33 protein-coding genes and 1 tRNA gene are annotated in these 25,052 nt (G+C 63.8%); 9 read left to right on the forward strand and 25 right to left on the reverse strand.

Annotation, left to right across the window (positions count from 1 at the left end; all coding sequences use genetic code 11):
- Nucleotides 1-68: 68 nt before the first annotated feature.
- The gene (locus ACOYR4_RS20810) at nucleotides 69-1,388 is read left to right on the forward strand and encodes a D-amino acid dehydrogenase (protein WP_422847908.1); all 1,320 of its coding nucleotides are present in this window, start codon (nucleotides 69-71) and stop codon (nucleotides 1,386-1,388) included.
- A gap of 56 nt (nucleotides 1,389-1,444) precedes the next feature.
- On the opposite strand, the gene ACOYR4_RS20815 is transcribed toward ACOYR4_RS20810, so the two are convergent.
- Both ACOYR4_RS20815 and ACOYR4_RS20820 read right to left on the reverse strand, forming a co-directional pair.
- Entirely contained in the window at nucleotides 1,445-1,783 is a 339-nt protein-coding gene (locus ACOYR4_RS20815) for a c-type cytochrome (protein WP_422847909.1), read from the reverse strand.
- A gap of 1 nt (nucleotide 1,784) precedes the next feature.
- Nucleotides 1,785-2,999: a sulfite oxidase gene (locus tag ACOYR4_RS20820; RefSeq protein ID WP_422847910.1), complete on the reverse strand. Its 1,215-nt coding sequence runs from the start codon at nucleotides 2,997-2,999 to the stop codon at nucleotides 1,785-1,787.
- 221 nt (nucleotides 3,000-3,220) lie between these two features.
- Between ACOYR4_RS20820 and ACOYR4_RS20825 the strand changes: the two genes are divergently transcribed.
- Entirely contained in the window at nucleotides 3,221-4,396 is a 1,176-nt protein-coding gene (locus ACOYR4_RS20825; protein ID WP_422847911.1) for a rhodanese-like domain-containing protein, read from the forward strand.
- An 81-nt stretch (nucleotides 4,397-4,477) separates the two neighbouring features.
- Nucleotides 4,478-5,803: a hemolysin family protein gene (locus ACOYR4_RS20830; RefSeq protein ID WP_015015997.1), complete on the forward strand. Its 1,326-nt coding sequence runs from the start codon at nucleotides 4,478-4,480 to the stop codon at nucleotides 5,801-5,803.
- A gap of 57 nt (nucleotides 5,804-5,860) precedes the next feature.
- Here the strand turns inward: ACOYR4_RS20830 and ACOYR4_RS20835 are convergent, their stop codons facing one another.
- The 6 genes from ACOYR4_RS20835 to ACOYR4_RS20860 form a co-directional block, all read right to left on the reverse strand.
- Nucleotides 5,861-7,195: an FIST signal transduction protein gene (locus tag ACOYR4_RS20835; protein WP_422847912.1), complete on the reverse strand. Its 1,335-nt coding sequence runs from the start codon at nucleotides 7,193-7,195 to the stop codon at nucleotides 5,861-5,863.
- Nucleotides 7,196-7,274: 79 nt separating this feature from the next.
- On the reverse strand, nucleotides 7,275-8,147 hold the full coding sequence (locus ACOYR4_RS20840; protein WP_422847913.1) for a PhaM family polyhydroxyalkanoate granule multifunctional regulatory protein: 873 nt from the start codon (nucleotides 8,145-8,147) through the stop codon (nucleotides 7,275-7,277).
- Between the two features lie 106 nt (nucleotides 8,148-8,253).
- Entirely contained in the window at nucleotides 8,254-8,739 is a 486-nt protein-coding gene (locus ACOYR4_RS20845) for a copper chaperone PCu(A)C (RefSeq protein WP_309828535.1), read from the reverse strand.
- Nucleotides 8,740-8,806: 67 nt separating this feature from the next.
- Nucleotides 8,807-9,367: a YcnI family protein gene (locus ACOYR4_RS20850; protein ID WP_422847914.1), complete on the reverse strand. Its 561-nt coding sequence runs from the start codon at nucleotides 9,365-9,367 to the stop codon at nucleotides 8,807-8,809.
- Nucleotides 9,368-9,381: 14 nt separating this feature from the next.
- The gene (locus ACOYR4_RS20855) at nucleotides 9,382-11,718 is read right to left on the reverse strand and encodes a TonB-dependent receptor (RefSeq protein ID WP_422847915.1); all 2,337 of its coding nucleotides are present in this window, start codon (nucleotides 11,716-11,718) and stop codon (nucleotides 9,382-9,384) included.
- Nucleotides 11,719-11,798: 80 nt separating this feature from the next.
- A complete protein-coding gene (locus tag ACOYR4_RS20860; RefSeq protein WP_209820522.1) occupies nucleotides 11,799-12,170 on the reverse strand; it encodes a DUF2946 family protein in 372 nt (123 codons plus the stop codon).
- A 123-nt stretch (nucleotides 12,171-12,293) separates the two neighbouring features.
- Here ACOYR4_RS20860 and ACOYR4_RS20865 point away from each other — a divergent pair, with 123 nt between their 5' ends.
- The 5 genes from ACOYR4_RS20865 to ACOYR4_RS20885 all read left to right on the forward strand — a co-directional run bounded on the left by ACOYR4_RS20865 (nucleotide 12,294) and on the right by ACOYR4_RS20885 (nucleotide 14,930).
- Nucleotides 12,294-12,941 carry a glutathione S-transferase gene (locus ACOYR4_RS20865; protein WP_422847916.1) on the forward strand — a complete coding sequence of 216 codons (648 nt, stop codon included), beginning with the start codon at nucleotides 12,294-12,296 and terminating at the stop codon, nucleotides 12,939-12,941.
- A gap of 122 nt (nucleotides 12,942-13,063) precedes the next feature.
- Entirely contained in the window at nucleotides 13,064-13,435 is a 372-nt protein-coding gene (locus ACOYR4_RS20870; RefSeq protein WP_422847917.1) for a TraR/DksA family transcriptional regulator, read from the forward strand.
- Between the two features lie 64 nt (nucleotides 13,436-13,499).
- Entirely contained in the window at nucleotides 13,500-13,874 is a 375-nt protein-coding gene (locus tag ACOYR4_RS20875) for a hypothetical protein (RefSeq protein ID WP_060987451.1), read from the forward strand.
- A 52-nt stretch (nucleotides 13,875-13,926) separates the two neighbouring features.
- Nucleotides 13,927-14,340, forward strand: a complete 414-nt coding sequence (locus ACOYR4_RS20880) for a VOC family protein (RefSeq protein ID WP_110961797.1) — start codon at nucleotides 13,927-13,929, stop codon at nucleotides 14,338-14,340.
- Nucleotides 14,337-14,930, forward strand: a complete 594-nt coding sequence (locus ACOYR4_RS20885; protein ID WP_015016008.1) for a MarC family protein — start codon at nucleotides 14,337-14,339, stop codon at nucleotides 14,928-14,930. Before ACOYR4_RS20880 ends, ACOYR4_RS20885 begins: the two co-directional genes overlap by 4 nt.
- Nucleotides 14,931-15,026: 96 nt before the next feature.
- On the opposite strand, the gene ACOYR4_RS20890 is transcribed toward ACOYR4_RS20885, so the two are convergent.
- Entirely contained in the window at nucleotides 15,027-15,575 is a 549-nt protein-coding gene (locus ACOYR4_RS20890) for an Rrf2 family transcriptional regulator (RefSeq protein WP_422847918.1), read from the reverse strand.
- Nucleotides 15,576-15,726: 151 nt separating this feature from the next.
- Here ACOYR4_RS20890 and nhaR point away from each other — a divergent pair, with 151 nt between their 5' ends.
- Nucleotides 15,727-16,623: a transcriptional activator NhaR gene (gene nhaR, locus ACOYR4_RS20895; protein ID WP_110961795.1), complete on the forward strand. Its 897-nt coding sequence runs from the start codon at nucleotides 15,727-15,729 to the stop codon at nucleotides 16,621-16,623.
- 166 nt (nucleotides 16,624-16,789) lie between these two features.
- Here nhaR and ACOYR4_RS20900 read toward each other — a convergent pair.
- The 16 genes from ACOYR4_RS20900 to rplE form a co-directional block, all read right to left on the reverse strand.
- Nucleotides 16,790-16,866, reverse strand: a tRNA-Met gene (locus ACOYR4_RS20900).
- A 22-nt stretch (nucleotides 16,867-16,888) separates the two neighbouring features.
- Nucleotides 16,889-17,281, reverse strand: coding sequence for a 50S ribosomal protein L17 (gene rplQ, locus ACOYR4_RS20905; RefSeq protein ID WP_008906513.1), 393 nt, complete (start codon nucleotides 17,279-17,281; stop codon nucleotides 16,889-16,891).
- Nucleotides 17,282-17,435: 154 nt separating this feature from the next.
- The gene (locus ACOYR4_RS20910; protein WP_005793666.1) at nucleotides 17,436-18,428 is read right to left on the reverse strand and encodes a DNA-directed RNA polymerase subunit alpha; all 993 of its coding nucleotides are present in this window, start codon (nucleotides 18,426-18,428) and stop codon (nucleotides 17,436-17,438) included.
- Nucleotides 18,429-18,545: 117 nt separating this feature from the next.
- Entirely contained in the window at nucleotides 18,546-19,169 is a 624-nt protein-coding gene (rpsD, locus tag ACOYR4_RS20915; RefSeq protein ID WP_015016011.1) for a 30S ribosomal protein S4, read from the reverse strand.
- A gap of 92 nt (nucleotides 19,170-19,261) precedes the next feature.
- The gene (gene rpsK, locus ACOYR4_RS20920) at nucleotides 19,262-19,666 is read right to left on the reverse strand and encodes a 30S ribosomal protein S11 (protein ID WP_005793662.1); all 405 of its coding nucleotides are present in this window, start codon (nucleotides 19,664-19,666) and stop codon (nucleotides 19,262-19,264) included.
- A 16-nt stretch (nucleotides 19,667-19,682) separates the two neighbouring features.
- Nucleotides 19,683-20,048 carry a 30S ribosomal protein S13 gene (rpsM, locus tag ACOYR4_RS20925; RefSeq protein WP_060987448.1) on the reverse strand — a complete coding sequence of 122 codons (366 nt, stop codon included), beginning with the start codon at nucleotides 20,046-20,048 and terminating at the stop codon, nucleotides 19,683-19,685.
- Between the two features lie 23 nt (nucleotides 20,049-20,071).
- Entirely contained in the window at nucleotides 20,072-20,185 is a 114-nt protein-coding gene (gene rpmJ / locus ACOYR4_RS20930; RefSeq protein ID WP_005793651.1) for a 50S ribosomal protein L36, read from the reverse strand.
- Between the two features lie 136 nt (nucleotides 20,186-20,321).
- On the reverse strand, nucleotides 20,322-21,641 hold the full coding sequence (gene secY / locus ACOYR4_RS20935; RefSeq protein WP_015016012.1) for a preprotein translocase subunit SecY: 1,320 nt from the start codon (nucleotides 21,639-21,641) through the stop codon (nucleotides 20,322-20,324).
- Nucleotides 21,642-21,665: 24 nt separating this feature from the next.
- The gene (gene rplO / locus ACOYR4_RS20940) at nucleotides 21,666-22,097 is read right to left on the reverse strand and encodes a 50S ribosomal protein L15 (RefSeq protein ID WP_015016013.1); all 432 of its coding nucleotides are present in this window, start codon (nucleotides 22,095-22,097) and stop codon (nucleotides 21,666-21,668) included.
- A gap of 10 nt (nucleotides 22,098-22,107) precedes the next feature.
- Complete coding sequence (rpmD, locus tag ACOYR4_RS20945) at nucleotides 22,108-22,290, reverse strand: 50S ribosomal protein L30 (RefSeq protein WP_005793644.1); 183 nt, start codon at nucleotides 22,288-22,290, stop codon at nucleotides 22,108-22,110.
- Between the two features lie 14 nt (nucleotides 22,291-22,304).
- On the reverse strand, nucleotides 22,305-22,823 hold the full coding sequence (gene rpsE / locus ACOYR4_RS20950; RefSeq protein ID WP_015016014.1) for a 30S ribosomal protein S5: 519 nt from the start codon (nucleotides 22,821-22,823) through the stop codon (nucleotides 22,305-22,307).
- Between the two features lie 17 nt (nucleotides 22,824-22,840).
- Nucleotides 22,841-23,206: a 50S ribosomal protein L18 gene (rplR, locus tag ACOYR4_RS20955; protein ID WP_015016015.1), complete on the reverse strand. Its 366-nt coding sequence runs from the start codon at nucleotides 23,204-23,206 to the stop codon at nucleotides 22,841-22,843.
- 11 nt (nucleotides 23,207-23,217) lie between these two features.
- Nucleotides 23,218-23,751, reverse strand: coding sequence for a 50S ribosomal protein L6 (gene rplF, locus ACOYR4_RS20960; protein ID WP_015016016.1), 534 nt, complete (start codon nucleotides 23,749-23,751; stop codon nucleotides 23,218-23,220).
- Between the two features lie 25 nt (nucleotides 23,752-23,776).
- Complete coding sequence (gene rpsH / locus ACOYR4_RS20965; RefSeq protein ID WP_005793636.1) at nucleotides 23,777-24,172, reverse strand: 30S ribosomal protein S8; 396 nt, start codon at nucleotides 24,170-24,172, stop codon at nucleotides 23,777-23,779.
- A 20-nt stretch (nucleotides 24,173-24,192) separates the two neighbouring features.
- Nucleotides 24,193-24,498 carry a 30S ribosomal protein S14 gene (rpsN, locus tag ACOYR4_RS20970; protein WP_015016017.1) on the reverse strand — a complete coding sequence of 102 codons (306 nt, stop codon included), beginning with the start codon at nucleotides 24,496-24,498 and terminating at the stop codon, nucleotides 24,193-24,195.
- A gap of 8 nt (nucleotides 24,499-24,506) precedes the next feature.
- The gene (gene rplE, locus ACOYR4_RS20975) at nucleotides 24,507-25,046 is read right to left on the reverse strand and encodes a 50S ribosomal protein L5 (RefSeq protein ID WP_015016018.1); all 540 of its coding nucleotides are present in this window, start codon (nucleotides 25,044-25,046) and stop codon (nucleotides 24,507-24,509) included.
- Between the last annotated feature and the right edge of the window lie 6 nt (nucleotides 25,047-25,052).

Below are 25,052 nucleotides of genomic sequence, written 5' to 3' on the forward strand. Positions count from 1 at the left end.
CGCTATTGAATTCATAGCTGCCAGCGCATGTTGTTCTAGCGCCAGAGCCCAGAAAGGCTTTGAAAATCATGCGCGTGATCGTTTTGGGCGCCGGCTTGCTCGGCGTGACTTCGGCTTATTTCCTTTCGCAACTCGGCCACGAGGTGACCGTCATCGACCGCCAGGGTGCGCCCGGTGCAGAGACCAGCTTTGCCAACGGCGGTCAGATCTCGGTGAGCCACGCCGAACCCTGGGCCAACCCCAGCGCGCCGCTCAAGGTGCTGCAGTGGCTGGGCAAAGAGGATGCACCCCTGCTGTTCCGCCTGCGCGCCGACATGCGGCAATGGCTGTGGGGCCTGTCCTTCCTGCGCAACTGCACGCCCGCACGCACGCGCCACAACATCGAACAGATCGTGCGCCTGGGCACCTACAGCCGCGACACGCTGCAGCAGCTGCGCGCGGCCACCGGCATCCAGTACGACCAGCGCACACAAGGCATCCTGCACTTCTATACCAACCCAAAAGAATTCGACGGCGCGCTGGCCCCGGCCGAGCAGATGCGCGCGCTGGGCTGCGAGCGCCAGGTCATCAGCGCCGACGAGGCCGTGCGCATCGAGCCTGCCCTGGCCCACATACGCCCACAACTCGCGGGCGCCACCTACACGGCCGAGGACGAATCCGGCGACGCCAACCAGTTCACGCGCGAGCTGGCCAAGCTGTGCGAGGCGGCGGGCGTGCAGTTCCGCATGGGCCACCACATCACCGCGCTGCGCGAGGCAGGCGGCCGCATCGACCACGTGGAAGTGACCAATGCCGAAGGCCGCTTCGAGCGCGTGCGCGGCGATGCGTTTGTGCTGGCCATGGGCTCGTTCAGCCCGCTGCTGGCGCAGCCGCTGGGCATCCAGCTGCCCATCTACCCGGCCAAGGGCTACTCGGTGACCATGCCGGTCAAGGACGCCAGCAAGGCACACCAGGTGAGCCTGACGGACGACGAGTTCAAGCTCGTGTTCTCGCGCTACACCAGCGAACGCGGCGGCGACCGTCTGCGCATTGCAGGCACGGCCGAGCTGAACGGCTATGACCGCCACCTGAACCAGGTGCGCTGCGAGGCCATCGTGCGGCGTGTGGAGCAGCTCTTCCCCGGCGCGGGCGACGCGACCCAGGCGCAGTTCTGGAGCGGCCTGCGCCCCGCCACGCCCAGCAACGTACCGCTGATCGGCAAGACGAAGGTGGGCAACCTGTTCCTCAACACCGGCCACGGCACACTGGGCTGGACGCATGCCTGCGGCTCGGGCAAGGCGTTGGCCGACATCGTGAGCGGCCGCGTGCCCGAGGTGGACTTTGCGTTCCAGGGCTTGCAGGGGCGCGCAGCCGGGGCGGCGCTGGTGCCGTCGCGCACGGCAGCCTGAAGCAGCGCGCGGTTGCAGCGAGGCAAGGCTGCTGCAACCGCCGCGAGAGGCTGCGCCTACTTGGCCGCGCCCGTGGCGTGCGCCACAAACTGCGCCACGGCCAACATGTCCTTCTCGCTCATGCGCTCGGCATACGAGGGCATTACACCGATGCCCGCCTTGAGCGCGCGCAACACGCGGCCCGCGTCGGGCTTCAACTCATCCAGCACCGGTCCGACCTGACCTTCAGCACCCGCAGCCTGCAGCGTGTGGCACACGGCGCAGGCGGGCTGGATCTTGGTGAACAGCTCCTTGCCGCGCGCCAGTTCGGCCGGGTCGGCGGCCGCAGCCGACGCACAGGCGCCAGCGGCCCACAGCGCCGCTGCAAGGCGGCGCGCTCGGTTGTTCCCACCCATCTCAGGCCACGGTCACGGTGACAGCGTGGTCGCGCCAGCTGGCGTTGTTGTAACCGCCCAGGTTTTCCTCGCGCTGCTCAGCCTGCACATTGCCTGCCGTGTCGGTGGCGCGGCTGGCCAGCACATGGGTGCCCGCCTCCAGGCGCAGGGGTAGCGCAAACTGCCGCCAGGCAAAGGGGCCCAGGTCGGGGCCGATGAGCTTGGCCGCCTGCCAGGTCTTGCCGCCATCGGCCGACACCTCCACGCCTTTGATGCCGCGCGCGCCGCCAAAGGCCACGCCATGCACCTGCACCTGGCCGGGCTTGATGGCGCCCTTGTCGGGCAGCGGGCCGTTGATCCAGGATTTCACGCCCATCTCCCACACCGAGGGCTGCTCGGGGCTGGCCTTGGAGCCGGGCGGCGACATGCGGTAGCCGTGCGACATGATGCGCGCCTGCGATTGTTCGGTGGTGAACGCCACGCGCTTGACGTACTTGATGTTGTTCACGCCCTGGTAGCCGGGCACCACCAGCCGCAGCGGGCCGCCGTGTGCGAGCGACAGCGGCTCGCCATTCATTTCCCAGGCCAGCAGGGCGTCGTCCAGCGCCTTCACGGGCACCGAGCGCTCCACCAGCACCGACAGCGGGTCCACCCCCTCGGGCAGCTTCTCGCCGCCTGTGCCGGTCAGGTAGGCCGCGCCATCGGCCAGGCCGCCGAGGGCCGCCACCACGTTGCGCAGCGGCACACCGCTCCAGACCACACAGCCTGCAGCACCCACCGACCAGGGGGTGCCACTGGGCTTGCTGGGGAAAAAGCCCCGGCCGTTGCCCGAGCACTGCAACACGGTGGCCACGGTTTCCACGCCCAGCGTCCTGAGCTCGGCCAGGGTCAGGCTGCGCGGGCTTTTGACCCCTTCGATGGACACCGTCCACGCGTCGCGGTTGTCCAGGATGGCGGCATCGGGCGCGGGCAGGTTGTTGCGCACGTACAGCTGGTTGGACGGCGTGATGACGCTGGTGCCGAACGCGGAGCGCCGCGTTTCCAGGGTGCTGCTGCTGTGCACGATCAGCGCATCCGGCGACTTCCACCCCGCATAGGCGGGCAGCGGCTTGGCCGCAGACGCTGCGGCCTGCTGGGCCCGCGCACTGCCCGTCCATCCGGCCAGGCCCAGCGCGCTCAAGGCGGCAGCACTTCCGGCCAGCATGTGGCGGCGCGGCAGGGTCATCGAATCTTTCATGCGAACGTCTCCAAAGAGTGGGGTGAACAAAACCTTTCGCCCCCGATTCCCCTCGCAAGCGCAGGGCATCGGGCCAGCCCGCATTCTGTGCGGCAGCCCCTCACACCGCACGTGCGGCTTCGTTAGCAGAAGTAACAAGAACAAAACATCGGAAACATTCGTACGCAGGTGCGGAGGCCGTGGGCATATTCGCGCTTTGTTGTGGGGAGAGGAAAAGCGCTATGAACATCATCAGAAAACGATCCTGGCGACCACTCGGGCTGCTCCTGCTCTGGGGGCTGGGTTGCAGCACCGCGCTGGCCCAGCTGACGGCCATCGTGGTCGTGGAGCCCACGGCCCGCAAGGCGGCACATTCCATCCTGCGCACCTCGGCCGAGTCGGGCCTGTCGAAGGCGGCGGGCCAGCCTGTGGCGCTGACCACCAGCGACGACCTCGCCGACGTGATGCGAGCCACCCGCAGCGCGGGCTATGACATCTTCATTGCGCCGGCGCAAGTGGCGGCATCTGCACTGCAACGTGGCTACGAACTGGTGGGCGCCACGCACAAATCGGACAAGTACCTGCTGGTCGGGCTGCAGCCCATCGCAGCCGTGCCCGCCATGAAAGGCCGGCGGCTGTACCTGCCCCAGCAGGACTCGGTCTACACCTACATGGCGCGCGGTATGCTGAACGAAGCGGGGCTGTCGTTCCAGGACCTGCGGGCCGTGCAGTACGAAAAATTCCCCCAGGCGGGCCTCACGGCCCTGACCCTGGGCACGGCCGATGCCACCGTGGTGCGCGAGGACGACTGGGCGGAATGGTCGGCTGCGCACCCCGGCATCGCGCGGGTGCTGGCCACGTCGCAGCCCGTTCCGGGCGGGTTCTCCATCGTGGTCAAGAAAGACCTGCCAGCGGATGCACGCAGCAAGCTGGCCCAGTGGTTCAGCACATCGTCCTCGGCCAGCGGCCTGCCGCTGGTCTCGGTGCGCCCGGAGGCGGTGGAATACCGCCGCGTGGCCGAGCTGGGGCTGTTCACCCCCACCAGCCTGCCTGGGGTGAACCGCATCACCGCGCGCGAAGCGCAGACCCTGCTGGCACAAGGCGCCACGCTTGTGGACACGCGCACCGAAAAGGAATTCAAGACCAAGCGCATCCGGGGCGCCGTGTTTGCGGCCTACGTGGAAAAGAGCCTGAAGGACGTGGCCTTCAATGCGGCGCAGGACGACTTCCAGGCGCTGGACAAGCTGCCAGGGCTGGACAAGGCCAAGCCGGTGATTTTTGCGTGCAATGGCGCCGAGTGCTGGAAGTCCTACAAGGCCGCCAAGGTGGCCATCACCAGGGGCTTCCAGTCGGTGTACTGGCTGCGCGGGGGGCTGCCTGAATGGGACGAGACCGGCTTGCCCACAGAGGGTGGTTAGGAACCTGCGCGGGGCCACTGGGCCCCTGTCCTTACAATGGGTCGCTTCTCAACTCCCAAGGGCGCGCAAGGCGCCCTTTGTATGGAAATAGCAATACTGTTCGCCCTCATCTTCCTCAACGGCCTGTTTGCCATGTCAGAGATCGCTCTGGTCACGGCCCGCAAGGTGCGGTTGCAAAAGCTGATTGATGAGGGCGATAGCGGTGCCGCCGCTGCCGTGAAGCTGGGCGAAGACCCCACGCGTTTCCTCTCCACCATCCAGATTGGCATCACGTCCATTGGCGTGCTGAACGGTATCGTGGGCGAAGCCGCCCTGGCAGCGCCGCTGGCATCGTGGCTGGAGCGCCTGGGCGTGCCGCTGCCCTACGGTGGCTACGCGGCCACCGGGCTGGTGGTGGTGCTGATCACCTACTTCTCCATCGTGGTGGGCGAGCTGGTGCCCAAGCGCATCGGCCAGTCGTACCCCGAGACCTTTGCGCGCCTAGTGGCGCGGCCCATCAACTTTCTGGCACTGGCCACCAAGCCGTTTGTGCTGCTGCTGTCCACGTCCACGCGCACCCTGCTGCGCCTGCTGGGCGTGAAGGAAACCAGCGGCAGCCCGGTGACCGAAGAAGAGATCCACGCCATGCTGGTCGAAGGCACCACAGCCGGTGTGATCGAGTCGCACGAGCACACCATGGTGCGCAACGTGTTCCGCCTGGACGACCGCCAGATCGGCTCGCTGATGGTGCCGCGTGGTGATGTGGTGTGCCTGGACATCGATGCTCCGTTTGAAGACAACCTCAAATGCATCGAAGAGTCCGACCACGCACGCTTCCCGGTGGTGCGCGGTGGCATGGACAACATCCTGGGCGTGATCAACGCGCGCCAGTGGCTGTCCCGCACGCTGCGCGACAAGGCGCGCGGCGGCCTGGCCGACCAGCCGCTGCAGACGGCGCTGTATGTGCCCGAGACCATCACGGGCATGGAGCTGCTGGACAACTTCCGCCTGTCGGACGTGCACATGGCGTTTGTGATCGACGAATACGGCGAGGTGCAGGGCATCGTCACGCTGCAGGACCTGATCGAGGCCATCACCGGCGAGTTTCAGCCGCGCGACCCCGAGACCTCGTGGGCGCTGCAACGTGAGGATGGCAGCTGGCTGCTGGACGGCCACATCCCCGTGCCCGAGCTGAAAGACCGCCTGAACCTGGATGCCGTGCCCGAAGAAGAACGCGGCCGCTACCACACGCTCAGCGGCATGATCATGCTGCTGACCGGCCGCCTGCCCAAGGTGACCGACACCGTGCAGTGGGAGGACTGGAAGCTGGAAGTGGTGGACATGGATGGCAAGACCATCGACAAGATCCTGGCCACGCGGCTGACGCCAGAAGAAAAAGCGGAGTCCGACGAGAACGGCGCGGGCTGACCGGCGTTGACGATGGCGGGGGCTGCTGCGCCAGCCAGCCCCCTCCCCTCGTCTACCTCAGGACGGCAAGGGCTCGCCGTCCACAAACACGGTCAACACACCGGTGTAGCCGTACAGATGGTGGTGGGCGATCTCGCCGCCCGCAAAAAAGCCGGCCAGTGGCACATCGCCCAGCGCATGGCGCACGATCTGCAGCTCGGCGCTGGGCCCGCCAAAATGCGGCCCGCCCCGGCCCGAGCAGCTCACATAGATCGCGCCGCAAATGCGCCGCCCCGTCTGGGGTTGCGCTCCAGCATGTCCGGCAACGCCCGGCGCAGCGGCCAGTTCCCCTGGCGCGCCGGACGCCACCATGGGCGCGGGCTCCAGCTCCTCCGGCGATAGTTCCTCGCGGATCTCGGCGCAGATGCGCATGAGGTCTGCCCGTGCGGCCGCCACGTTGCGCTGGCAGAACGCCAGGTGCATGCCGGGCTCCACATGGTCTGCCAGCGCCACGCCCCGGCGAGAACCATCCAGCCCCAGGATATGGCGCACGCGCGTGTCGGCGCCAAAGTGGCCCGTGCGGCGCTGCCCCTGCGGTTGTTCGCCGGCGTTGACCAGGCCTGCCAGCGTGGCGCGCACCTTGCGCAGCGCGGGCTGCGGGTCGCCCCCGTCGAGCGAGACCTGCAGCGTGTCGAGCAGCACATCGAGCGCGGGCTCGCCGTCGAGCGCGAGCACCACGTTGTCCTGCGCGGCCGTGATGGTGTGCAGCGCGCCCACGGGCTGGCAGCCCTGCGTAACCCGCGACACCAGCGACACGCCCGCGCCAAACGCCACCCCCGAGAGGCCGCCGTCAAACACCCCGCTGGCACCGCCTTGCCCGGCCATGTTGCCGTCGCCCCCAACCGCAAACTGCACGCTGGCCGTGCGGCTGGCACTGAGGCCGCCAAACAGATAGCCCGTGTCAGTCCGCGCAGCCATCTCGGCCAGCAGTTCGGTCAGGTCCGGCGTGTGGCCGTCGGCATGCACCAGCGCGGTGTGGGCCACAAAGCCCGTGCTGGCGTGCGGCGCATGGGCAGGCAGCGGCGCCACGCCCGAGAACACGCGGTACTGGTCGGCCGGCACATCCAGCAGCATGACCGACAGCGCGGGCTCATCAAAGTATTCGGCATTGTTGGCCGACACGCCCACACCCACGGTGCCGCTCCAGTCAGTCACTTCCGGCAGCTCGGCGCTCAGGTAGTCGAGCAGCGCCTGGGCTTCGTTGGCGTAGTGGTCGGTGATGTAGAGCAGGCCCAGGGTGGGAGCCGATGCGTAGTCGGGCAGCGCCATCTGGGCGCGCAGCTGCGCCAGCACCAGCGCAGCGGCCATGCGCCACTGGGGGTGGGTGGCGTGGCCGGTGGGAAAGAGTTTCATGGTGAGGGTCTCCGTGCCAGGGCGGGAGGTAGGCCAACGTGGCGCCGCCTGCGTGCTGCCGCGCCCGCCCGCGTGGGCGTCAGCCCGCTCGCTTGCGGGCAGCCGGGCTGCGGGTGCTGCCGGCCTTCTTGGCGGCGGGCTTCGTGGTGGTCTTGCGGGCTGCGGGTTTCTTGGCCGCAGCAGTCTTTTTTGCGGCGCCTGCGGATGATGCCGCCGCGCGCTTGGCGCCGCCCTGCATGGTCTGCATGCCCTTGGCCGCAAACTGGCTGGCCATGCCGGTGGCTGTCTTGAGGGCTTCCTTGGCCAGGCCGGTAGCCATGTTCTTGGTGGTGTCGATGGCGGTTTGCTTGGCCGCGTCCTTCATGGCGTTGGCCGCGATCTGCTGGAACTGGCTGGTGAGCGCCCCCCACCACTGCATCGGGTCCACCACGGCGGGCTCGGCCGCAGCCGCAGTCTTGCCCTTGGCTTTGGGCTTGGCCTTGGCAGCCGTTGCAGGCTCGGCGTCGGCCTCGTCCGGGGTGTCTTCTTCAGCGGCGGCGCGGCCCGTGACGCGGGCCGCCGCGCCAGCCACGGCCTCGGCGGCGCCGGTCACGGTGTCGGCGGCCTTTTGCACGCCACTCATCACCGTGTCGGCGGTCTTGAGCTTGAAGGCGTTGGCCACATCGCCCATGCTGAAGTTCATGCCCTTGAGCGTGGCCAGGGTCATCTTCTGCACCTCCAGCGCCTGGATGGTGGCGGCCAGCGCGCGGGAGTTCTGCTCCAACCAGAACTGCACGGCCTTCAGCTCTTCAATGCGCTTTTCCAGCTCTTCCACGCTGATGGTGGGGGCCACCCAGTTGGAGAGGTTGGGCAACTGCGGAATGCTGCTGGACGCCCCCTTGGCCAGGCTTTGCAGAAAGTCAAAACCGGGGACGAATTTGCCGAAACCGAAGTTGTTGGATGTGTCGCTCATGGCCGCTCCGCGAGAGGTGGGTCGTTGGAACCTGCTCCAGGTTCTTGAGGAGGCACAGCTTACTCCAATGCGTTGCGCCCGCGAAGGCGCTGCGGCCGCGCGGATCTCAGTGTTTGTGCCCATCCATCATGCTGCCCGCCGTGGCGCCGCCGGGTGCGGAGGTGCCCACGGGCACCGTCAGGTTCAGCGTGCTTTCCACGCCCTTGGCGTCCTGGAACACCAGGGTGAGCGGCACCGTGCTGTCCTTGGCCAGCGGCGCCTTCAGGTCCAGCAGCATGACGTGGTAGCCGCCGGGCTTGAGCTCCACCGTCTTGCCCGCCGGCAGGTCCAGCGCGGGCACGGCGCGCATCTTCATGATGTCGCCTTCCATCTTCATCTCGTGCACTTCGGCCAGGCCGGCCGCGGGCGACTCGGCGCGCACCAGGCGTGCGCCGTCCTTGGCCGTGAGGCGCATGAACGCGCCCGTGGCCTTCTGGCCCTGCACGCTGGCGCGGGCCCAGGCGCCTTCGACCTTGACGGCGGCGGTCTGCGCCCATGCAGGGGCGCTGAGCAGTGCAGCAACGATAGCGGCGGTGTGAAGCAGTGTTTTCATGGTGAATGTCTTTCGGTTGGCTCAAATAAAAGAGGGATAGAGGGGGATGAGGGGCTGGGCCCGACTGTCAATGATTGTGGGCAGCCGCGCCACCGCTGGGCAGAATCTCCAGCGCTGCCGCAGGGGACTTGAGGTCTGACAGCTTCTGGCCCGCCTGGGGCACATCCACCCAGTCGTTGCGGCCTTCGGCGCAGACCTGGCGCACAGGCCAGTACACGGTGCCTGCTTGCTCGGGGGCGGTGGCGACCAGCACGAACTCGTCGTAGTGGGCGCTCTGCAGCATGTCGTCTGCGGTCTTGGCCGTCCAGGTCACGCGCACCACGTCTTCGGTGATGCTGCGGCCATGGCTGGTGTACGGCTGGGCCACCTTGTCGCGCTGCACGTCGAGCGTCCAGCCCGGCTTGGGCATGGGGCGCGCGCCGCGCATGCCTGCGGGGATGTCCACCACCACCTGCCGCGTGGGCGATGCGCCGCAGCCGTGGCCCACCTTGAACGCGGCCTTGTAGCTGGCGCCGGCCGGAGCGACCTGGTATTCGAGCACCACATGGGCCGATGCAGTGCCAAACAGGGCGGTAGCGCTAGTCAAACATGCGGCAGCAGCTATCTTTTTCATAGTATTCAACAACATGGGAAGTATTCCTTTCAGAGGGAGACCTTCAACTCAGCCATGTAGCTGCGCTGTGGGTAGGGGTGGAAGTTCCAGAACTGGTAGTTGTTCAGGTTGTCGATGCCCACGGCGGCGCTGACCGCTTTGGTGATCTGGTAGCGCACGCGCACATCGGTGGTGAAGTAGCGGCTCGCGCCCTGGTAGGCAAAACCGTTGGGGTCGCTGTTGTCGAGCGTGCTGTATTGCTTGCCGCTGTAGCGCGCGCCCAGGGTGTACGACCATTTGTCGTCCGGCCGGTAGGTGGCCACGGCGGTGGCGCGCCATTCGGGGATGCGTGGCTGCCACTTCCCTACGCTGGTGGGGAACTTGTCGTTGCGCGTGATCTTGGAATCCGTCCAGGTCAGGCTGCTGCCCAGCTCCAGCCCGCGCGCAAAGACGTTGGCAGCCTGGTACGACAGCTCCAGGCCCTTGGTACGAATCGCGTCCACGTTCTGCACATTGGTCACGTTGGGCGTGACGAGCACGTTGGTCTGCGAGTACAGCGCGTCCTTGGTGCGCTCAAAAAACGCGGTCAGGCGCAGCAAACCGTTGCCCAAGTCCCGCTCGGCCGTCAGCTCGGTGGTCCAGCTCTTTTCGGGGCGCAGGTTGGGGTCGTTGTTGATGAGCGTGCCGCTGCCGCTGATGCCGCCCTGGTACAGCTCAGACACCGTGGGCATGCGTACGGCGCGGCCTGTCGATGCCTTGAGCACCCAAAGGTCGCTGGCCTGGTAGGCCACGGCCGCCTTGGGCGAGACGTAGGTCTCGTTGCGCTCGGGGTGGCTCACCGTGGTGGTGGCGTTACCGGTCTGGCCGTTGCTGGCACTCCAGCGCTCGGCGCGGGCACCCAGCACGGCCTTCCACTTTGGCGCGATCTTCCAGGTATCTTGCGCCCACAGGCCCAGCAGTTGCGTGTCGCCATTGAAGGCCTGGTTGCGGGCACCTGCGGCACCGTTGATCCAGTTGGTCGTGGTGTTCTCCACGGTGCGCAGCTGGTAGCTGTCGCGCTGCAGGCCAAAGTCCACGATGTGTGCGCCCAACACCCCATCAGGCCGCCAGGTGCCCTTGGCGGCCAGGGTGTTCCAGCCCGTGCCCTTGCTGTTGACAATGCGCCCTGCCCCGCCGTTCAGCGCCGCGGGCAGTGCCACGGTGGCGGCGCGCAGGGTGTCGGTCTGGTAGTCGTACAGGCTGGCGGCCACCTCCCAGTCGAACGTGCCTTGAGTGCGGCTCTTGACCGACAGGCCGTGCATGAAATGCGTGAGGTCTTCGTTGGAAACGTTGAAGTCGGTGGGCGTGAGGGCAAACGAGCGGCCGTTGATGTTGACCGTGCCGCTGTAGACCGCATTGCCATTGGCGTCGCGCAGGTAGCTGGTGGGGCGGCCTTCAGATTCGTTGTGCCACCAGCCAAAAGTGTAGGCGGCCCGCACCGTGGGCGAGAAGTCGTAGGCGATCTTGGCCTTGATGTGGTCTTGCTGCGTGTGGTACTGCGTGGCGGTGCCCAGCAGATACCAGGGCTGGTTGCTGCGGTTGTTGTCCAGTACGGCGCCCGTCACGGGTGTGCCCGCACTGCCCACGGTGCCGGCGGACACGAGACGCGTGGGGAAGGTGAGCGGCTGGCCTTCGCTGTCGGTCTTGTTGAAGTTCAGGAACCAGGACCAGTCGCCGTTTTTGTTGCCCACCGAGGCGCTGACCAGCTTGCCCCCGTAGGTGCCGCTGGTGTTGTACAGGTCAAACGGCTGGTGCTGGGTGCTGACCTGCCCGTGCGCCTCAAACTTCGTCGGCATGCGCGTGACGTAGTCCACCACCGCGCCCACCGAGTTGCCCGCGTACGCTGCGGAGAACGGACCGTAGAGCACGTCCACGCGCTCGACTTCTTCGGGCGTGACCAGCATCCAGCGCGGCGCGTTGGTGGGGCCGTTGCCCAGGTAGTTGCTCAGCAAGATGCCATCGGCAAACACCATGGACCGCGCCGGGTTGCCCGTGCCCGATGCGCGGGTGGACAGCACGGCGTGGTTGTAGTCGCCGATGTAGCGCTTGCGCACCAGCAGGCTGGGCAGGTACTTGAGGGCGTCTTCGCTGTCGGTGGCGTTGATCGAATGCTCAATCTGCTCGCGCGTCACGCCCTCGATGGTGGTGGGGATCTGCGTGGGCAGCGAGGTGGGCTGGCCACCGCTGATGGTGACCACGCCCAGCTCCTTGACCGGGGCATGGCTGGTAGTGCTGGTGCCATTGCTGTCAGCGGTCTGGGCGAATGCGGAAGAAGCCCCGGCACATGTGATGCCCAGGACGATGGGAAAGGCACTGGCCGCGGCCAGCGCCATGCGGCTTTTGCGCATGGAAACTCCTGAAAATCAAGCCAAATAGGCCGCAAGCGCAGGTGAATCATGCGCAAGCAGCTATCGAATCAATAGCGATTTCAGGAGAGCGATGGGGGCCCGCGCGGCGGCAGCGGCGCGGCAGTGCGCGCTGCAATGTGCGCGGCAGGGATGGGGCGCAGGGCATGCGCCAGGGGGTGAACCACAGGCAGCTGGGCCTGGGATGCGGGAGGGGGAGCGCCCACATGCGCGCACAACGGGCAGTCCAGGGTGTGGCTGGACAGTTCCTTGGCGCCGTCGTCGGTCTTGACCAGCACCTTGATGGCGCCCGAGCCCGAGCAAATCAGCTCCATGGCCTGCGGATGCACCAGCGGCGACGCCACAGCCACGCCGATCGACAACACAAACCACGCCAGCACCAGGCGGGCGAGCCAGCGAAGGCTGCGAAGGGTTTGCAGGGACGGCAAGGACATGGAGGCGCCATTGTAGGTGCGCAGCTCACACCGACCGGCGCGCGGGTCATCTGCGTGACCGCTTCGCGCCAAACGCCCACCTAGGATGTGCGCCTGCCCACACCACAAACAAGGAGACACGTCATGCTCACACTCTGCGGCTTTTCGGCCAGCAACTACTACAACAAGGTCAAGCTGGCCCTGCTCGAAAAGGGCCTGCCGTTCACCGAAGAACTGGCCTGGGTGGGCGAGACCGACCGCAGCGCCAGCCCGCTGGGCAAGGTGCCCTACCTGCGCACGCCGCAGGGACCGCTGTGTGAGTCCGCGGTGATGGCCGACTACATTGAAGCCGCCCACCCCGAGCACCCGCTGATCCCTGCCGACCCGTACCAGGCCGCCAAGGTGCGCGAGCTGATCACCTTTCTGGAGTTGCACCTGGAGCTGGTGGCACGCAACCTGTATCCGCAAGCGTTCTTTGGCGGCACCGTGAGCGACACCGCCAAGGAAAAGGTGGGAGTACAGCTGCAGAAGAACATTGCCGCCTTCGGCCAGCTGGCCAAGTTCAGCCCCTACGTGGGCGGCGACACCTTCACCATGGCCGACTGCGCGGCCATCGTGCACTTGCCGCTGGTCAGCTCCGCCACCAAGATCATCTACGGCAAGGACTATCTGGCCGACCTGCCCGTGCGCGACTACCTGGCCCGCATGGCCGAGCGCCCCCATGTGCAGCGCGTGAACACGGACCGCAAGACCAACACCGCCGAAATGCTGGCGCGCCCGCCCAAGCGCTGAGCCCTCCCCGCAGCGGTGTCACCGGGCAGTGACACCGCGCGCCATCCCTTGACCTTGGTCAACCCACCGCGCCGCGCACAGGCGCACCATGCAGGTATCCGATCACCCCGAGGAGACCCCGCATGGACAAGACCCAAGCCGCCCCATTTCGCCAGCAGTTGCTGAACCAGCAGTCCGAGTTGCTGGCCCAGTTGGCCGCACAGCGCGGCGGCGTCATCGGTCGCGCCGAAGTGGCCGCTGAACACTTTGGGCAACCGGAAGACCCACGCGCCCAGGTGGCCACCGAGCGCGAACTGGAATTTGCCCTGGGCGAACGCGAAACCGCGCACTTGGCCGCTGTCGAAGCCGCCCTCGCCCGCATCGAAGCGGGCACATATGGCGAGTGCACAGACTGCGGCGCCCACATCACCGCCGCCCGCCTGCATGCCCAACCCGAGGCAGCGCGCTGCGTGCATTGCCAGGAAAAGGCCGAGCAACACCCGCATGCTGCGTGAGCAGGTTCGCCCGCTCCGCCCCTCTTCCTTCCCGTTTTTGTCATCACTTCAAGAAAGCCGATTCATGAGCACTTTTCACGCCGTTGTCTGGATGGACCAATCCGAAGCCCATGTGGTGATGTTCGACCGCGAGCACGCCGAAGCCCAGCGCATCAAGTCCCGCAGCCACCACAAGCACCAAGGCAAGGCCGAGGACCTCGCGCCGTTTTTTGCCGAAGTGGCCCAGGCCCTGAGCCACACCCGCGAGGTGCTGCTGGCCGGCCCGGGCCTGGTGCGCAATCAGTTCCGCGACTGGGCCGCCAAGCACCATGCGGCCGTGGCCGGTGTGGTGGTGGACTCGGTGGCCGCCGACCATCCGACAGACGCCCAGTTGGTGGCCATGGCGCGCCAGTACTTCAAGAAGTTTGACAACATGGCCGCCGATCCGTCGGTCGCCTGAGCGACCTCCCGGCCACGCCACGGCGTGGCCCCTGGCTGCTATCCTCCGCGGGATGCGCAGCCTCTTTCACCTCGCCTTTCACGTCACCGACCTGGACGCCGCCCGCCGCTTTTACGGCGGCGTGCTGGGCTGCCAGGAAGGCCGAAGCACCGACACCTGGGTGGACTTCGATTTTTTTGGCCATCAGATCTCGTTGCACCTGGGCACACCGTTTGCCAGCGCCCGCACCGGGCATGTGGGGGACCACCTGGTCCCCATGCCGCACTTCGGCGCCATTTTGGAACTGCCCGACTGGCATGCACTGGCCGCGCGGTTGAAGGCCGCCGGCACCGCCTTCGTGCTGGAGCCGCAGGTGCGCTTTGAAGGCCAGCCCGGCGAGCAGTGGACGATGTTCTTCCACGACCCCAGCGGCAATCCGATCGAGATCAAGGGCTTTCGCTCGCTGGACGCGGTGTACGCAACGTGAGCTACACCTTCGCCTCGGCCACCATCCTGCTCCTGCTGATCACCGATCCGCTGGGCAACATCCCCATCTTTGCCAATGCCCTGCGGGGCGTGGCGCCCGAGCGCCGGGCGCGGGTGATCCTGCGGGAGGTGCTGATTGCGTTTGCCTTGCTGCTGGTGTTCCTGTTCTTCGGGGCGGAGTTTCTGCGGGTGATGAACCTGAGCGACCTGTCGCTGCAGATTGCCGGCGCCGTGGTGCTGTTTTTGATCGCACTGCGCATGATCTTTCCGTCGGCAGACGGTCCGCAGGCGGAGCTGCCGGGCGAGCCGCTGATTGTGCCGCTGGCCATCCCAGCGCTGGCAGGCCCTTCGGCACTGGCCACCGTCATGCTGCTGGTGGCACAGGCTCCGGAGCGCCGCTGGGAATGGGTGGGCGCGCTGTGCGTCACCATGGCGGTGTGCGCCGTGGTGCTCTTGCTGGCCGAACGCATCCAGCGCCTGGTGGGCGAACGCGTGGTGATGGCGTTTGAACGCCTGATGGGCCTGATCCTGGTCGCGATCTCGGTCGAGATGCTGATCCGAGGGATCAAGCAGCTCGCACACCAGTTGTAGCGTAGCCATCGACAGCCAGGCAGCCTGCCGCTGCGCCAGCCTCGGTGAGCTTGGCGCCGCACCCGACGCCTTGCACCACCGCAGGGTCCGTTCGCCTCAGCGGCGCTGCAGGATCGGCATGCTCCCCAAGGCAAACACCGAGTTGGGCACATTGACCCGCGCCATCAGTGGACGGGGCTTGGGCGCCAGGGGCAGCTTGGTCCGGGCAGCTGGGGCCTTTTCCTCCACCACCGTGCCCTGCTTCAGGGCCTGGTCCACCAAGTCCTGCAGCGTCACCGACTGCAGGTATTCCATCACGCGGGAGTTGAAGCTGGTCCACAGCTCGCCCGTCATGGATTTGACCTGCGCAGCCTGGCCGGCGCCGAGGTTCTGCAGCTCGTCGTTCTTGAGGTTCTCCACCGCCAGGATGATTTCGGCCACCGACACCTGCTCGGACCGCCGCGCCAGCGTGTAGCCGCCGCCTGGCCCACGGGTGCTGTCCACGAGACCGGCACGGCGCAGCGCGCTGAACAGCTGCTCCAGGTACGAAAGGGAAATGCCCTGCCGCGCGCTGATGGTGGACAAGGGCACGGGCCGCATCTTCTGGCGCAGGGCCAGGTCGGTCATGGCGGATACCGCCAGCTGTCCTCGGGTCGTGATACGCATCGTTGCTACTCCTTGTGAACACAGGCAGCTCCAGGCCGCAGCGCAGATCGCCACGGAAGCTGCCAAACGTCAATGTAGGGAGTTTCATACTTCGCGTATATTCGTTTTATCGTGTTTTGTTCTTCGATTTTTTCGAAGCTTTGAGGTCTTCATGAATTTCAAGCACTTGCGTTACTTCTGGACGGTGGCCAAGGCAGGCGGCGTGATGCGGGCGGGTGAGCAGCTGAACACCACCCCGCAAACGCTGTCTGGCCAGATCAAGCAGCTGGAAGAATGGCTGGGCCACGACCTGTTCCGCAAGCGGGGGCGCGGCCTGGAGCTGACCAGCGAGGGCCGCGTGGCACTGGGCTATGCTGAGCAGATCTTTGCGCTGGGGGACGAGCTGGAAAAATCCATCAGGCTGGCGCGGGGGCAGGAGAAGCCCCTGGAGTTCCGGGTGGGCGTGGCCGACTCGATTGCCAAATCCGTCGCCTACCACCTGCTGGAGCCTGCGCTGGGCATGCCGCAGCGCGTGCACATGACCTGCCATGAGGGCAAGTTTCCCGAACTGATTGCGCAGTTGAGCCTGCACCGGCTGGACCTGGTGCTGGCCGATGAGCCGGTGTCCAACAAGATCGGCGTCAAGGCCTTCAACCACCCGCTGGGCACCAGCAGCATGAGTTTTCTGTGCGCCCCCGCCTTGAGGGCCCAGCTGGAGGGACCCTTCCCACAGTGCCTGCATGGCGCGCCCATGCTCATTCAAGGCCCCATGTCGTCCGTGCGCCAGCAGCTCGACCATTGGCTGAACAAGCACCAACTGCAGCCCCGCCTGGTCGGTGAGTTCGACGACAGTGCGTTAATGAATGCGTTTGGACGTGAAGGCCGGGGCATCTTCACCTCCCCCTCCGTACTGGACGAGGAGACCACGGCCCAGTTTGGCGTGGAAGTCATCGGGCGCTCCTCCGAACTGGTGGAGGAGTTCTTTGCCATCTCCGTCGAAAGGCGCATCACCCACCCTTGTGTGGTGGCCATCACCAAAGCCGCGAAGGCGGATCTTTTTGCCCATTGAGCCCGTCGGAAACGTCGCGGTAGTCGGGCACCTCCACAGCAGTCTGAACAGGAGACCGCGAAGGCAATCCACCCTCGGCAGCGCCTAGCGCGTCAACCATCGGGCGCACAAACAAAAACGCCCACTGGGTAGTGGGCGGTTTGCTTTAGCAAGGATTGCTATGTTTTGGTTGCGCGAGAAGGATTTGAACCTCCGACCTTTGGGTTATGAGCCCAACGAGCTACCAGACTGCTCCATCGCGCGGTAAGAAGTAAATTATACCCTATTATTCAGCTGCTGCCGAATTATTTTCGGTTTCTGCAGCACGGTCGACCAGTTCGACCAGGGCCATAGGCGCATTGTCGCCCACGCGGAAGCCCATCTTCAGGATGCGGGTGTAGCCACCAGGACGCACCTTGAAACGGGGGCCCAGGTCGTTGAACAGCTTGGTCACGCTGTCACGGTCGCGCAGACGGTTGAAAGCCAGGCGGCGGTTGGCCACGGAGTCTTCCTTGGCCAGAGTGATCATGGGCTCGATCACGCGGCGCAGTTCCTTGGCCTTGGGAACGGTGGTCTTGATGACTTCGTGCTCGATGAGCGAGTTCATCATGTTCTGCAGCATCGCGAGGCGGTGCGAGCTGGTGCGGTTGAGTTTGCGAAGGCCGTGTCCGTGGCGCATGGTGCTTTCTTTCTACTGTCTATGTAATTAAATCGGGCAGCCGGATCAGGTACTGTCCGAGGCACTGTTCCCCGTGGGGAACGAAAAGTCCCCCTTGCGGGGGACATCAAACCGGGCGCCCAAACTTTGGGCAGCCTTCGATTATAGCTTTGGCTTAACGCTTGTCCAGACCTGCTGGAGGCCAGTTCTCAAGCTTCATGCCCAAGGTGAGGCCGCGCGATGCCAGCACTTCCTTGATTTCGTTGAGCGACTTGCGGCCCAGGTTAGGCGTCTTGAGCAGCTCGTTCTCGGTGCGCTGGATCAGGTCACCGATGTAATAGATGTTCTCCGCCTTCAAGCAGTTGGCAGAACGCACGGTCAGTTCCAGCTCGTCCACGGGACGCAGCAGGATCGGATCGAACGTCGCGTTGCCACGTGGGCCTGCAGGTGCATCGAACGCAGCCAGTTCGCCGCCTTCGAGCTGTGCGAATACCGCCAGCTGCTCCACCAGAATCTTGGCCGATGCGCGCACAGCATCTTCGGCAGTGATCGCGCCGTTGGTTTCGATCTCGACCACCAGCTTGTCCAGGTCGGTACGCTGCTCCACACGGGCGCTTTCCACGGTGTAGCTCACGCGCTTCACGGGGGAGAACGAAGCGTCCAGCACAATGCGGCCAATCGACTTGGTCGATTCGTCGGCGTAGCGGCGCAGGTTACCGGGCACGTAGCCGCGACCCTTCTCCACCTTGATCTGCATGTCCAGCTTACCGCCGGCAGACAGGTTGGCGATCACGTGATCCGGGTTGACGATTTCCACGTCGTGAGGGGTCTGGATATCACGGGCAGTGACCACCCCTTCGCCGTCTTTGCGCAGGCTCAGTGTCACTTCGTCACGGTTGTGGAGCTTGAACACCACGCCCTTGAGGTTCAACAGAATGTTGACCACGTCCTCTTGAACGCCGTCGATGGACGAATACTCGTGCAGAACGCCTGCAATCGTGACTTCCGTCGCTGCGTAACCCACCATGGACGAGAGCAGGACGCGCCGGATGGCATTGCCCAGCGTGTGGCCGTACCCACGCTCGAACGGCTCCAGTGCGACCTTGGCACGGTTATGGCCAAGCTGCTCGACATTGATCGCCTTGGGTTTCAGCAAATTGGTTTGCATTCAGACTTCCTCTCAATACCCCCAGCTCGTTACACCGGTAAGGCTGGTGAAGCACCTAAACCGCGATGCCTCGCGGTTCAGGGACGGTTTGCTTGAAATACTTCCGTACTCTACGGATTAACGCGAGTACAACTCAACGATCAGCGATTCGTTGATGTCAGCGCCGAACTCGTCGCGGTCGGGCACCTTCTTGAACACGCCTTCGGCCTTGTCGGCGTTCACTTCCACCCAGGCAGGCATGCCCACTTGGGCTGCCAGTTGCAGAGCCTCGACCACGCGGGCTTGCTTCTTGGACTTTTCGCGGACAGCCACCACGTCGCCGACCTTCACCAGGTACGAAGCGATGTTCACCGACTTGCCGTTCACCGTGATGGCCTTGTGGGACACCAGCTGGCGCGCTTCAGCGCGGGTGGAGCCGAAACCCATGCGGTACACGACGTTGTCCAGACGCGATTCCAGCAGGAACAGCAGGTTGGCGCCGGTGTTGCCCTTCTTGCCGTCAGCAGCTTCAAAGTAGCGGCGGAACTGCTTTTCCAGCACGCCGTACATACGCTTGACCTTCTGCTTTTCACGCAGTTGCAGACCGTAGTCAGAGGTGCGGGCGCCCGAAGTGCGGCCATGTTGGCCGGGCTTGGAGTCGAACTTGGATTTGTCCGCGATGGAGCGACGTGCGCTCTTCAGGAACAGGTCGGTGCCTTCACGGCGGGAGAGTTTGGCCTTGGGGCCGAGGTAACGTGCCACTTGAGCTTCCTTTGTGTCATCTGCCGCAAACCATTGCGGGAGCCGCCTGAGGCGCTTGCGCGTTCACAGGCGGCGGTGGGCTTAGAGAGAAATTAGATACGACGGCGCTTTTGAGGGCGGCAGCCGTTGTGAGGCACCGGGGTCACATCGGAGATCGATGTGATGCGGATGCCCAGTGCGCCCAGTGCGCGCACCGACGACTCACGACCAGGACCTGGGCCCTTGATTTCCACATCAAGGTTCTTGATACCTTGATCGATGGCAGCGCGGCCGGCCACTTCGGAAGCCACCTGGGCTGCGAAGGGGGTGGACTTGCGCGAGCCCTTGAAACCTTGGCCACCGGACGAAGCCCACGACAGAGCGTTGCCCTGGCGATCGGTGATCGTGATGATGGTGTTGTTGAACGAGGCGTGCACGTGGGCAATGCCGTCCGAAACGTTCTTCCGGACCTTCTTGCGGACGCGCTGAGCTGCGTTATTGGCAGGAGACTTAGCCATGATGATCTTTCAATCTTTATTTCTTCAGTGCAGCAGCACCCTTGCGCGGACCCTTGCGAGTGCGTGCATTGGTACGAGTGCGCTGACCACGCATTGGCAGACCGCGGCGATGGCGGAAGCCACGATAGCAGCCGATGTCCATCAAACGCTTGATGTTCATCGTGGTTTCGCGGCGCAGGTCACCTTCAATGGTGAACTGCTCGATTTGCTCGCGAATTTTTTCCAGATCGCTGTCCGTCAGATCCTTGATCTTCTTGGAGTAAGCGATACCAGTTGCTTCGCAGATCTTGCGAGCGCGGGTGCGACCGATGCCAAAAATGGCGGTCAAACCGATTTCCGCGTGCTTATGCGGCGGAATGTTAATGCCAGCGATACGTGCCATATGCGTCCTCTAATACTTTCCAATCAACCTTGGCGCTGCTTGTGACGCAGATCCGTGCAGATCACACGCACCACACCCTTGCGGCGGATGATCTTGCAGTTGCGGCAGATTTTTTTGACCGAAGCCGAAACTCTCATTGCATTCTCCTAAAACTTTTCCATCCGTCCCGGCTGCTTCGCACGGAACACAATTTGTGCCCGCGAAAATCGTGGGGCGCCAATTCAACCGATATCCAACTCTTTGCAGACAGCGCCGCGCGCCGCCTTGGTGCCATCAACCGCCTGCACCGCCCTTGAAGTTCGCCTTCTTGAGCAGCGATTCGTACTGTTGCGACATCATGTAGTTCTGAACCTGGGCCATGAAGTCCATGGTCACCACCACGATGATCAGCAGCGAGGTTCCGCCAAAGTAAAACGGAACGTTGTACTTCAGGATCAGGAACTCGGGCAGCAGACACACAAAAGTGATGTACACCGCGCCCGCCAACGTCAGGCGAACCAGGATCTTGTCGATGTAGCGTGCAGTTTGCTCACCTGGACGAATGCCCGGAATGAACGCGCCGCTCTTTTTCAGGTTATCTGCTGTCTCGCGGCTGTTGAACACCAAAGCCGTGTAGAAGAAGCAGAAGAAGACGATCGCCGCAGCGTAGAACATCACATAGATCGGCTGACCTGGCGTCAGTGCACCCGAGATGTCCTTGAGCCAACGCATCGATTCGCCAGCGCTGAACCAGTTCACCACGGTTGCAGGCAGCAGGATGATCGACGATGCGAAGATCGGAGGAATCACACCCGCCATGTTCAGCTTCAAAGGCAAGTGCGACGACTGGCCGCCATACACCTTGTTGCCGACTTGTCGTCGTGCGTAATTCACCAGGATCTTGCGCTGTCCACGCTCCACAAACACCACGAAGTAAGTCACGAGACCCACCACGATGACGATGAAGATCGCTGCGAGGATGCTCATTGCACCGGTGCGCACCAATTCCAGAAGACCACCGATCGAGCTGGGCAGACCGGCAGCGATGCCGCCGAAGATCAGGATCGAGATCCCGTTGCCCAGACCACGCTCCGTGATCTGCTCACCCAGCCACATCAGGAACATCGTTCCTGCTGTGAGGCTGACCACTGCCGTCAGGCGGAAGCCAAAACCGGGGCTCAGTACCAGACCTGCAGAGCTTTCAAGGGCTACTGCAATACCCAGCGATTGGAACAGGGCCAAGCCCAGGGTCCCATAGCGGGTGTACTGCGTGATCTTCCGGCGGCCGGCTTCGCCTTCCTTCTTCAACTGCTCGAAGGCGGGCAGCACGTACGTCATCAGCTGCATGATGATCGATGCCGAGATGTACGGCATGATCCCCAGAGCAAACACCGTGAAACGCGACAGCGCACCACCCGAGAACATGTTGAACAGGTTCAGGATGCCGCCCTGCTGGCCACTGAACAGCTGCTGAAGTTGGGCTGGATCGATGCCCGGCACGGGGATATGCGCCCCGATGCGGTACACGACCAGCGCCAGCAACAGAAAAACCAGACGCCGACGCAGGTCGCCGAATTTTCCGGTCTTTGCAATTTGAGCCGCGCTAGTAGCCACAGATACCTTCCTTCAGTGCCACACTCAGGCGACGCTGCCGCCAGCAGCTTCGATGGCTGCCTTGGCACCTGCCGTAGCGCCCACGCCAGACAGCTTGACTGCCTTGGTCAGGGAACCGCTCTTGATGACCTTGACCACCTTGGCCAGCTCGCCAACCAGACCAGCTTGCTTCAGTGCCAGAACGTCCACTTCAGCCAGACCCAGCTGGTCCAGGGCTGTCAGCGTGACTTCCGCATTGAACTTGAGCAGGTGCGACTTGAAGCCACGCTTGGGCAAGCGACGTTGCAGAGGCATTTGACCGCCTTCGAAGCCCACCTTGTGGTAGCCACCGGAGCGGGACTTTTGGCCCTTGTGACCACGGCCAGCGGTCTTGCCCAGGCCGGAGCCGATACCACGGCCTACGCGGCGCTTGGCATGCTTGGCGCCGTCTGCGGGCTTGATGCTATTGAGTTCCATGATCTATCTCTCAGACGATTTTGACCAGGTAGCTGATCTTGTTAATCATGCCGCGAACTTCGGGCGAATCCTTCAATTCGCTGACGCTGTTCAGCTTGCGCAGGCCCAGGCCACGAACGGTGGCGCGGTGCGATTCCTTGGTGCCAATCGGGCTGCGCACCAGTTGAATCTTGACGGTTTGTTGCGTTGTCATATTCAGGCTCCGGTTCAGGCGAAGATGTCTTCGACTGTCTTGCCGCGCTTGGCTGCAACGTTCGACGGAGTCGTCGAATTGACGAGCGCATCAAAGGTAGCACGGACCATGTTGTAGGGATTGGACGAACCATGGCTCTTGGCCACGATGTCGGTCACACCCAGCACTTCAAAGACTGCGCGCATCGGGCCGCCGGCGATGATACCGGTACCCTTGGGAGCGGGAGCCATCATCACGACAGCCGCGCCGTGGTGGCCGGTCACGTTGTGATAGATGGTGCCGTTCTTCAGGGACACCTTGACCATGTTGCGGCGAGCTTCTTCCATCGCCTTTTGCACAGCAGCAGGCACTTCCTTGGACTTGCCCTTGCCCATGCCCACGCGGCCATCACCGTCGCCAACCACCGTCAGTGCAGCGAAACCGAGGATACGGCCACCCTTCACGACTTTGGTCACGCGGTTGACCGCGATCATTTTTTCGCGCAGACCGTCGTCACGACCTTCGTCTTGCACTTTGGGTTGAAATTTAGCCATTTTGTATTCCGCTCCGCTTAGAACTGCAGGCCGGCTTCACGGGCTGCGTCGGCCAGAGCCTTGACGCGACCGTGGTAGGCAAAGCCTGCGCGATCAAATGCAACCTTCTCGACACCTGCAGCCTTCGCCTTTTCAGCGATACGCTTGCCGATGACCTGGGCTGCAGCGGCGTTGCCACCCTTGCCCGAACCGCCGAGCGACTTGCGCACGTCGGCTTCTGCCGTCGAAGCGCTTGCCAGCACCTTGCTGCCGTCGCCGGAAATCACACTGGCGTAGATATGGAGGTTCGTACGGTTCACGGTGAGACGCGCCACGCCTTGCTGTGCAATGCGGATGCGGGTCTGACGCGAACGACGAAGACGCTGCTCTTTCTTGGTCAACATGTTGCAGCTCCTTATTTCTTCTTGGTCTCTTTGATCGTGATCTTTTCGTCCGCATAGCGGATGCCCTTGCCCTTGTAGGGCTCGGGTGGACGAACAGCACGGATCTCAGCAGCGATCTGACCGACGCGTTGACGATCAGCACCCTTGATCACCACTTCCGTGGGCGTAGGGGTGGCAACCGTGATACCAGCGGGCATCTCGATGTTGACCGGGTGCGAATAACCGACGGCCAGATTGAGCTTGGAACCGGCTGCAGCAGCCTTGTAACCCACACCCACCAGGCTCAGCTTCTTTTCAAAGCCCTTGCTGACACCAACCACCATGTTGTTGACCAACTGGCGAATCGTGCCGCTCATGGCGTTGGCTTCGCGGGAATCATTGGCAGGCTCAAAGCTGAGCTTGCCATCATTGCTGGACACCTTCACCAGCGCGTTTTGCGCCAGCGACAGGGTGCCGCCAGAACCCTTGACGGAGATCTGGTCGCTTTTCACGGACACATCCACACCTGCGGGGATGGTCACGGGCATTTTTCCTACTCGGGACATTTCAGTTTCTCCTCAATGCCGCGGGTTAGGCCACGTAGCAGAGCACTTCGCCACCGACACCGGTAGCGCGCGCCTTGCGATCGGTCATCACGCCCTTGGGCGTCGTGACAATTGCCACACCCAGACCGTTCATGACTTGTGGAATGGAATCACGGCCTTTGTAGACACGCAGACCAGGGCGGCTGACGCGCTCGATGCGCTCAATCACGGGACGGCCTGCGTAGTACTTCAGGGCAATTTCGAGTTCGGACTTGCCAGCTTCGGTCTTGACCTGGAAGCCGTCGATATAACCTTCGTCCTTCAGCACTTGGGCGATGGCGATCTTCACTTTGGAAGAAGGCACCAGAACCGTGGCCTTGGAGACCATCTGTGCATTACGGATGCGGGTCAGCAAGTCAGCGATGGGATCACTCATGCTCATGTTTAATCTCTCCTGCCTGCTTACCAGCTGGCCTTGGTGACACCGGGGATGTCGCCATTGAAAGCCAGTTCGCGGATCTTGGCGCGAGCCAGACCGAATTGACGGAAGGTGCCGCGTGGACGACCGGTGATTTCGCAACGGTTGCGCTGACGCGTGGGGTTGGCATTGCGGGGGAGCTTTTGCAGGCCCAGACGGGCTGCATCACGCTCTTCGTCGCTGCGCTTGGCATCGCCAGCGATTGCCTTCAGTTCCGCATACTTGGTTGCGTACTTGGCTGCCAGTTTTTCGCGCTTCAGTTCGCGCTGGATCAAAGCTACTTTAGCCATGCTTCGCCTCAGTTCTTGAACGGGAAACGGAAACCAGCGAGAAGCGCCTTGGCTTCTTCGTCAGACTTGGCCGTCGTGGTGATGCTGATATTGAGACCGCGCAAAGCGTCAACCTTGTCGTACTCAATTTCAGGGAAGATGATCTGTTCTTTGACGCCGATGTTGTAGTTGCCACGGCCGTCGAAAGCGCGACCGGAGATACCACGGAAGTCACGAACGCGGGGCAGAGCCACGGTCACGAAACGGTCCAGGAACTCATACATCTGCACGCCACGCAGCGTGACCATGCAACCGATGGCCTGGCCTTCGCGGATCTTGAAACCGGCGATAGCCTTCTTGGCCTTGGTCACCACAGGCTTCTGACCGGCAATCTTGGTCAGGTCGGCCACGGCGTTGTCCATCACCTTCTTGTCCGAGACTGCTTCGCTCACGCCCATGTTCAGGGTGATCTTGGTCAGACGGGGAACCTGCATCGGCGAGGTGTAACCGAACTGCTTGGTCAGTTCGGGAGCGATCTTGTCGCGGTAAATGTCTTGGAGTCGTGCCATGTTTAC

It is taken from the genome of Acidovorax sp. M14 (genome assembly GCF_049331375.1).
Lineage (GTDB): Bacteria > Pseudomonadota > Gammaproteobacteria > Burkholderiales > Burkholderiaceae_C > Acidovorax.

Coding starts and splice junctions, on each gene's coding strand:
- ACOYR4_RS20810 (WP_422847908.1), top strand. CDS start 69: ATGCGCGTGATCGTTTTGGGCGCCGGCTTGCTCGGCGTGACTTCGGCT.
- ACOYR4_RS20815 (WP_422847909.1), bottom strand. CDS start 1,783: ATGGGTGGGAACAACCGAGCGCGCCGCCTTGCAGCGGCGCTGTGGGCC.
- ACOYR4_RS20820 (WP_422847910.1), bottom strand. CDS start 2,999: ATGAAAGATTCGATGACCCTGCCGCGCCGCCACATGCTGGCCGGAAGT.
- ACOYR4_RS20825 (WP_422847911.1), top strand. CDS start 3,221: ATGAACATCATCAGAAAACGATCCTGGCGACCACTCGGGCTGCTCCTG.
- ACOYR4_RS20830 (WP_015015997.1), top strand. CDS start 4,478: ATGGAAATAGCAATACTGTTCGCCCTCATCTTCCTCAACGGCCTGTTT.
- ACOYR4_RS20835 (WP_422847912.1), bottom strand. CDS start 7,195: ATGAAACTCTTTCCCACCGGCCACGCCACCCACCCCCAGTGGCGCATG.
- ACOYR4_RS20840 (WP_422847913.1), bottom strand. CDS start 8,147: ATGAGCGACACATCCAACAACTTCGGTTTCGGCAAATTCGTCCCCGGT.
- ACOYR4_RS20845 (WP_309828535.1), bottom strand. CDS start 8,739: ATGAAAACACTGCTTCACACCGCCGCTATCGTTGCTGCACTGCTCAGC.
- ACOYR4_RS20850 (WP_422847914.1), bottom strand. CDS start 9,367: ATGTTGTTGAATACTATGAAAAAGATAGCTGCTGCCGCATGTTTGACT.
- ACOYR4_RS20855 (WP_422847915.1), bottom strand. CDS start 11,718: ATGCGCAAAAGCCGCATGGCGCTGGCCGCGGCCAGTGCCTTTCCCATC.
- ACOYR4_RS20860 (WP_209820522.1), bottom strand. CDS start 12,170: ATGTCCTTGCCGTCCCTGCAAACCCTTCGCAGCCTTCGCTGGCTCGCC.
- ACOYR4_RS20865 (WP_422847916.1), top strand. CDS start 12,294: ATGCTCACACTCTGCGGCTTTTCGGCCAGCAACTACTACAACAAGGTC.
- ACOYR4_RS20870 (WP_422847917.1), top strand. CDS start 13,064: ATGGACAAGACCCAAGCCGCCCCATTTCGCCAGCAGTTGCTGAACCAG.
- ACOYR4_RS20875 (WP_060987451.1), top strand. CDS start 13,500: ATGAGCACTTTTCACGCCGTTGTCTGGATGGACCAATCCGAAGCCCAT.
- ACOYR4_RS20880 (WP_110961797.1), top strand. CDS start 13,927: ATGCGCAGCCTCTTTCACCTCGCCTTTCACGTCACCGACCTGGACGCC.
- ACOYR4_RS20890 (WP_422847918.1), bottom strand. CDS start 15,575: ATGCGTATCACGACCCGAGGACAGCTGGCGGTATCCGCCATGACCGAC.
- nhaR (WP_110961795.1), top strand. CDS start 15,727: ATGAATTTCAAGCACTTGCGTTACTTCTGGACGGTGGCCAAGGCAGGC.
- rplQ (WP_008906513.1), bottom strand. CDS start 17,281: ATGCGCCACGGACACGGCCTTCGCAAACTCAACCGCACCAGCTCGCAC.
- ACOYR4_RS20910 (WP_005793666.1), bottom strand. CDS start 18,428: ATGCAAACCAATTTGCTGAAACCCAAGGCGATCAATGTCGAGCAGCTT.
- rpsK (WP_005793662.1), bottom strand. CDS start 19,666: ATGGCTAAGTCTCCTGCCAATAACGCAGCTCAGCGCGTCCGCAAGAAG.
- rpsM (WP_060987448.1), bottom strand. CDS start 20,048: ATGGCACGTATCGCTGGCATTAACATTCCGCCGCATAAGCACGCGGAA.
- rpmJ (WP_005793651.1), bottom strand. CDS start 20,185: ATGAGAGTTTCGGCTTCGGTCAAAAAAATCTGCCGCAACTGCAAGATC.
- rplO (WP_015016013.1), bottom strand. CDS start 22,097: ATGGAACTCAATAGCATCAAGCCCGCAGACGGCGCCAAGCATGCCAAG.
- rpmD (WP_005793644.1), bottom strand. CDS start 22,290: ATGACAACGCAACAAACCGTCAAGATTCAACTGGTGCGCAGCCCGATT.
- rpsE (WP_015016014.1), bottom strand. CDS start 22,823: ATGGCTAAATTTCAACCCAAAGTGCAAGACGAAGGTCGTGACGACGGT.
- rplR (WP_015016015.1), bottom strand. CDS start 23,206: ATGTTGACCAAGAAAGAGCAGCGTCTTCGTCGTTCGCGTCAGACCCGC.
- rplF (WP_015016016.1), bottom strand. CDS start 23,751: ATGTCCCGAGTAGGAAAAATGCCCGTGACCATCCCCGCAGGTGTGGAT.
- rpsH (WP_005793636.1), bottom strand. CDS start 24,172: ATGAGCATGAGTGATCCCATCGCTGACTTGCTGACCCGCATCCGTAAT.
- rpsN (WP_015016017.1), bottom strand. CDS start 24,498: ATGGCTAAAGTAGCTTTGATCCAGCGCGAACTGAAGCGCGAAAAACTG.
- rplE (WP_015016018.1), bottom strand. CDS start 25,046: ATGGCACGACTCCAAGACATTTACCGCGACAAGATCGCTCCCGAACTG.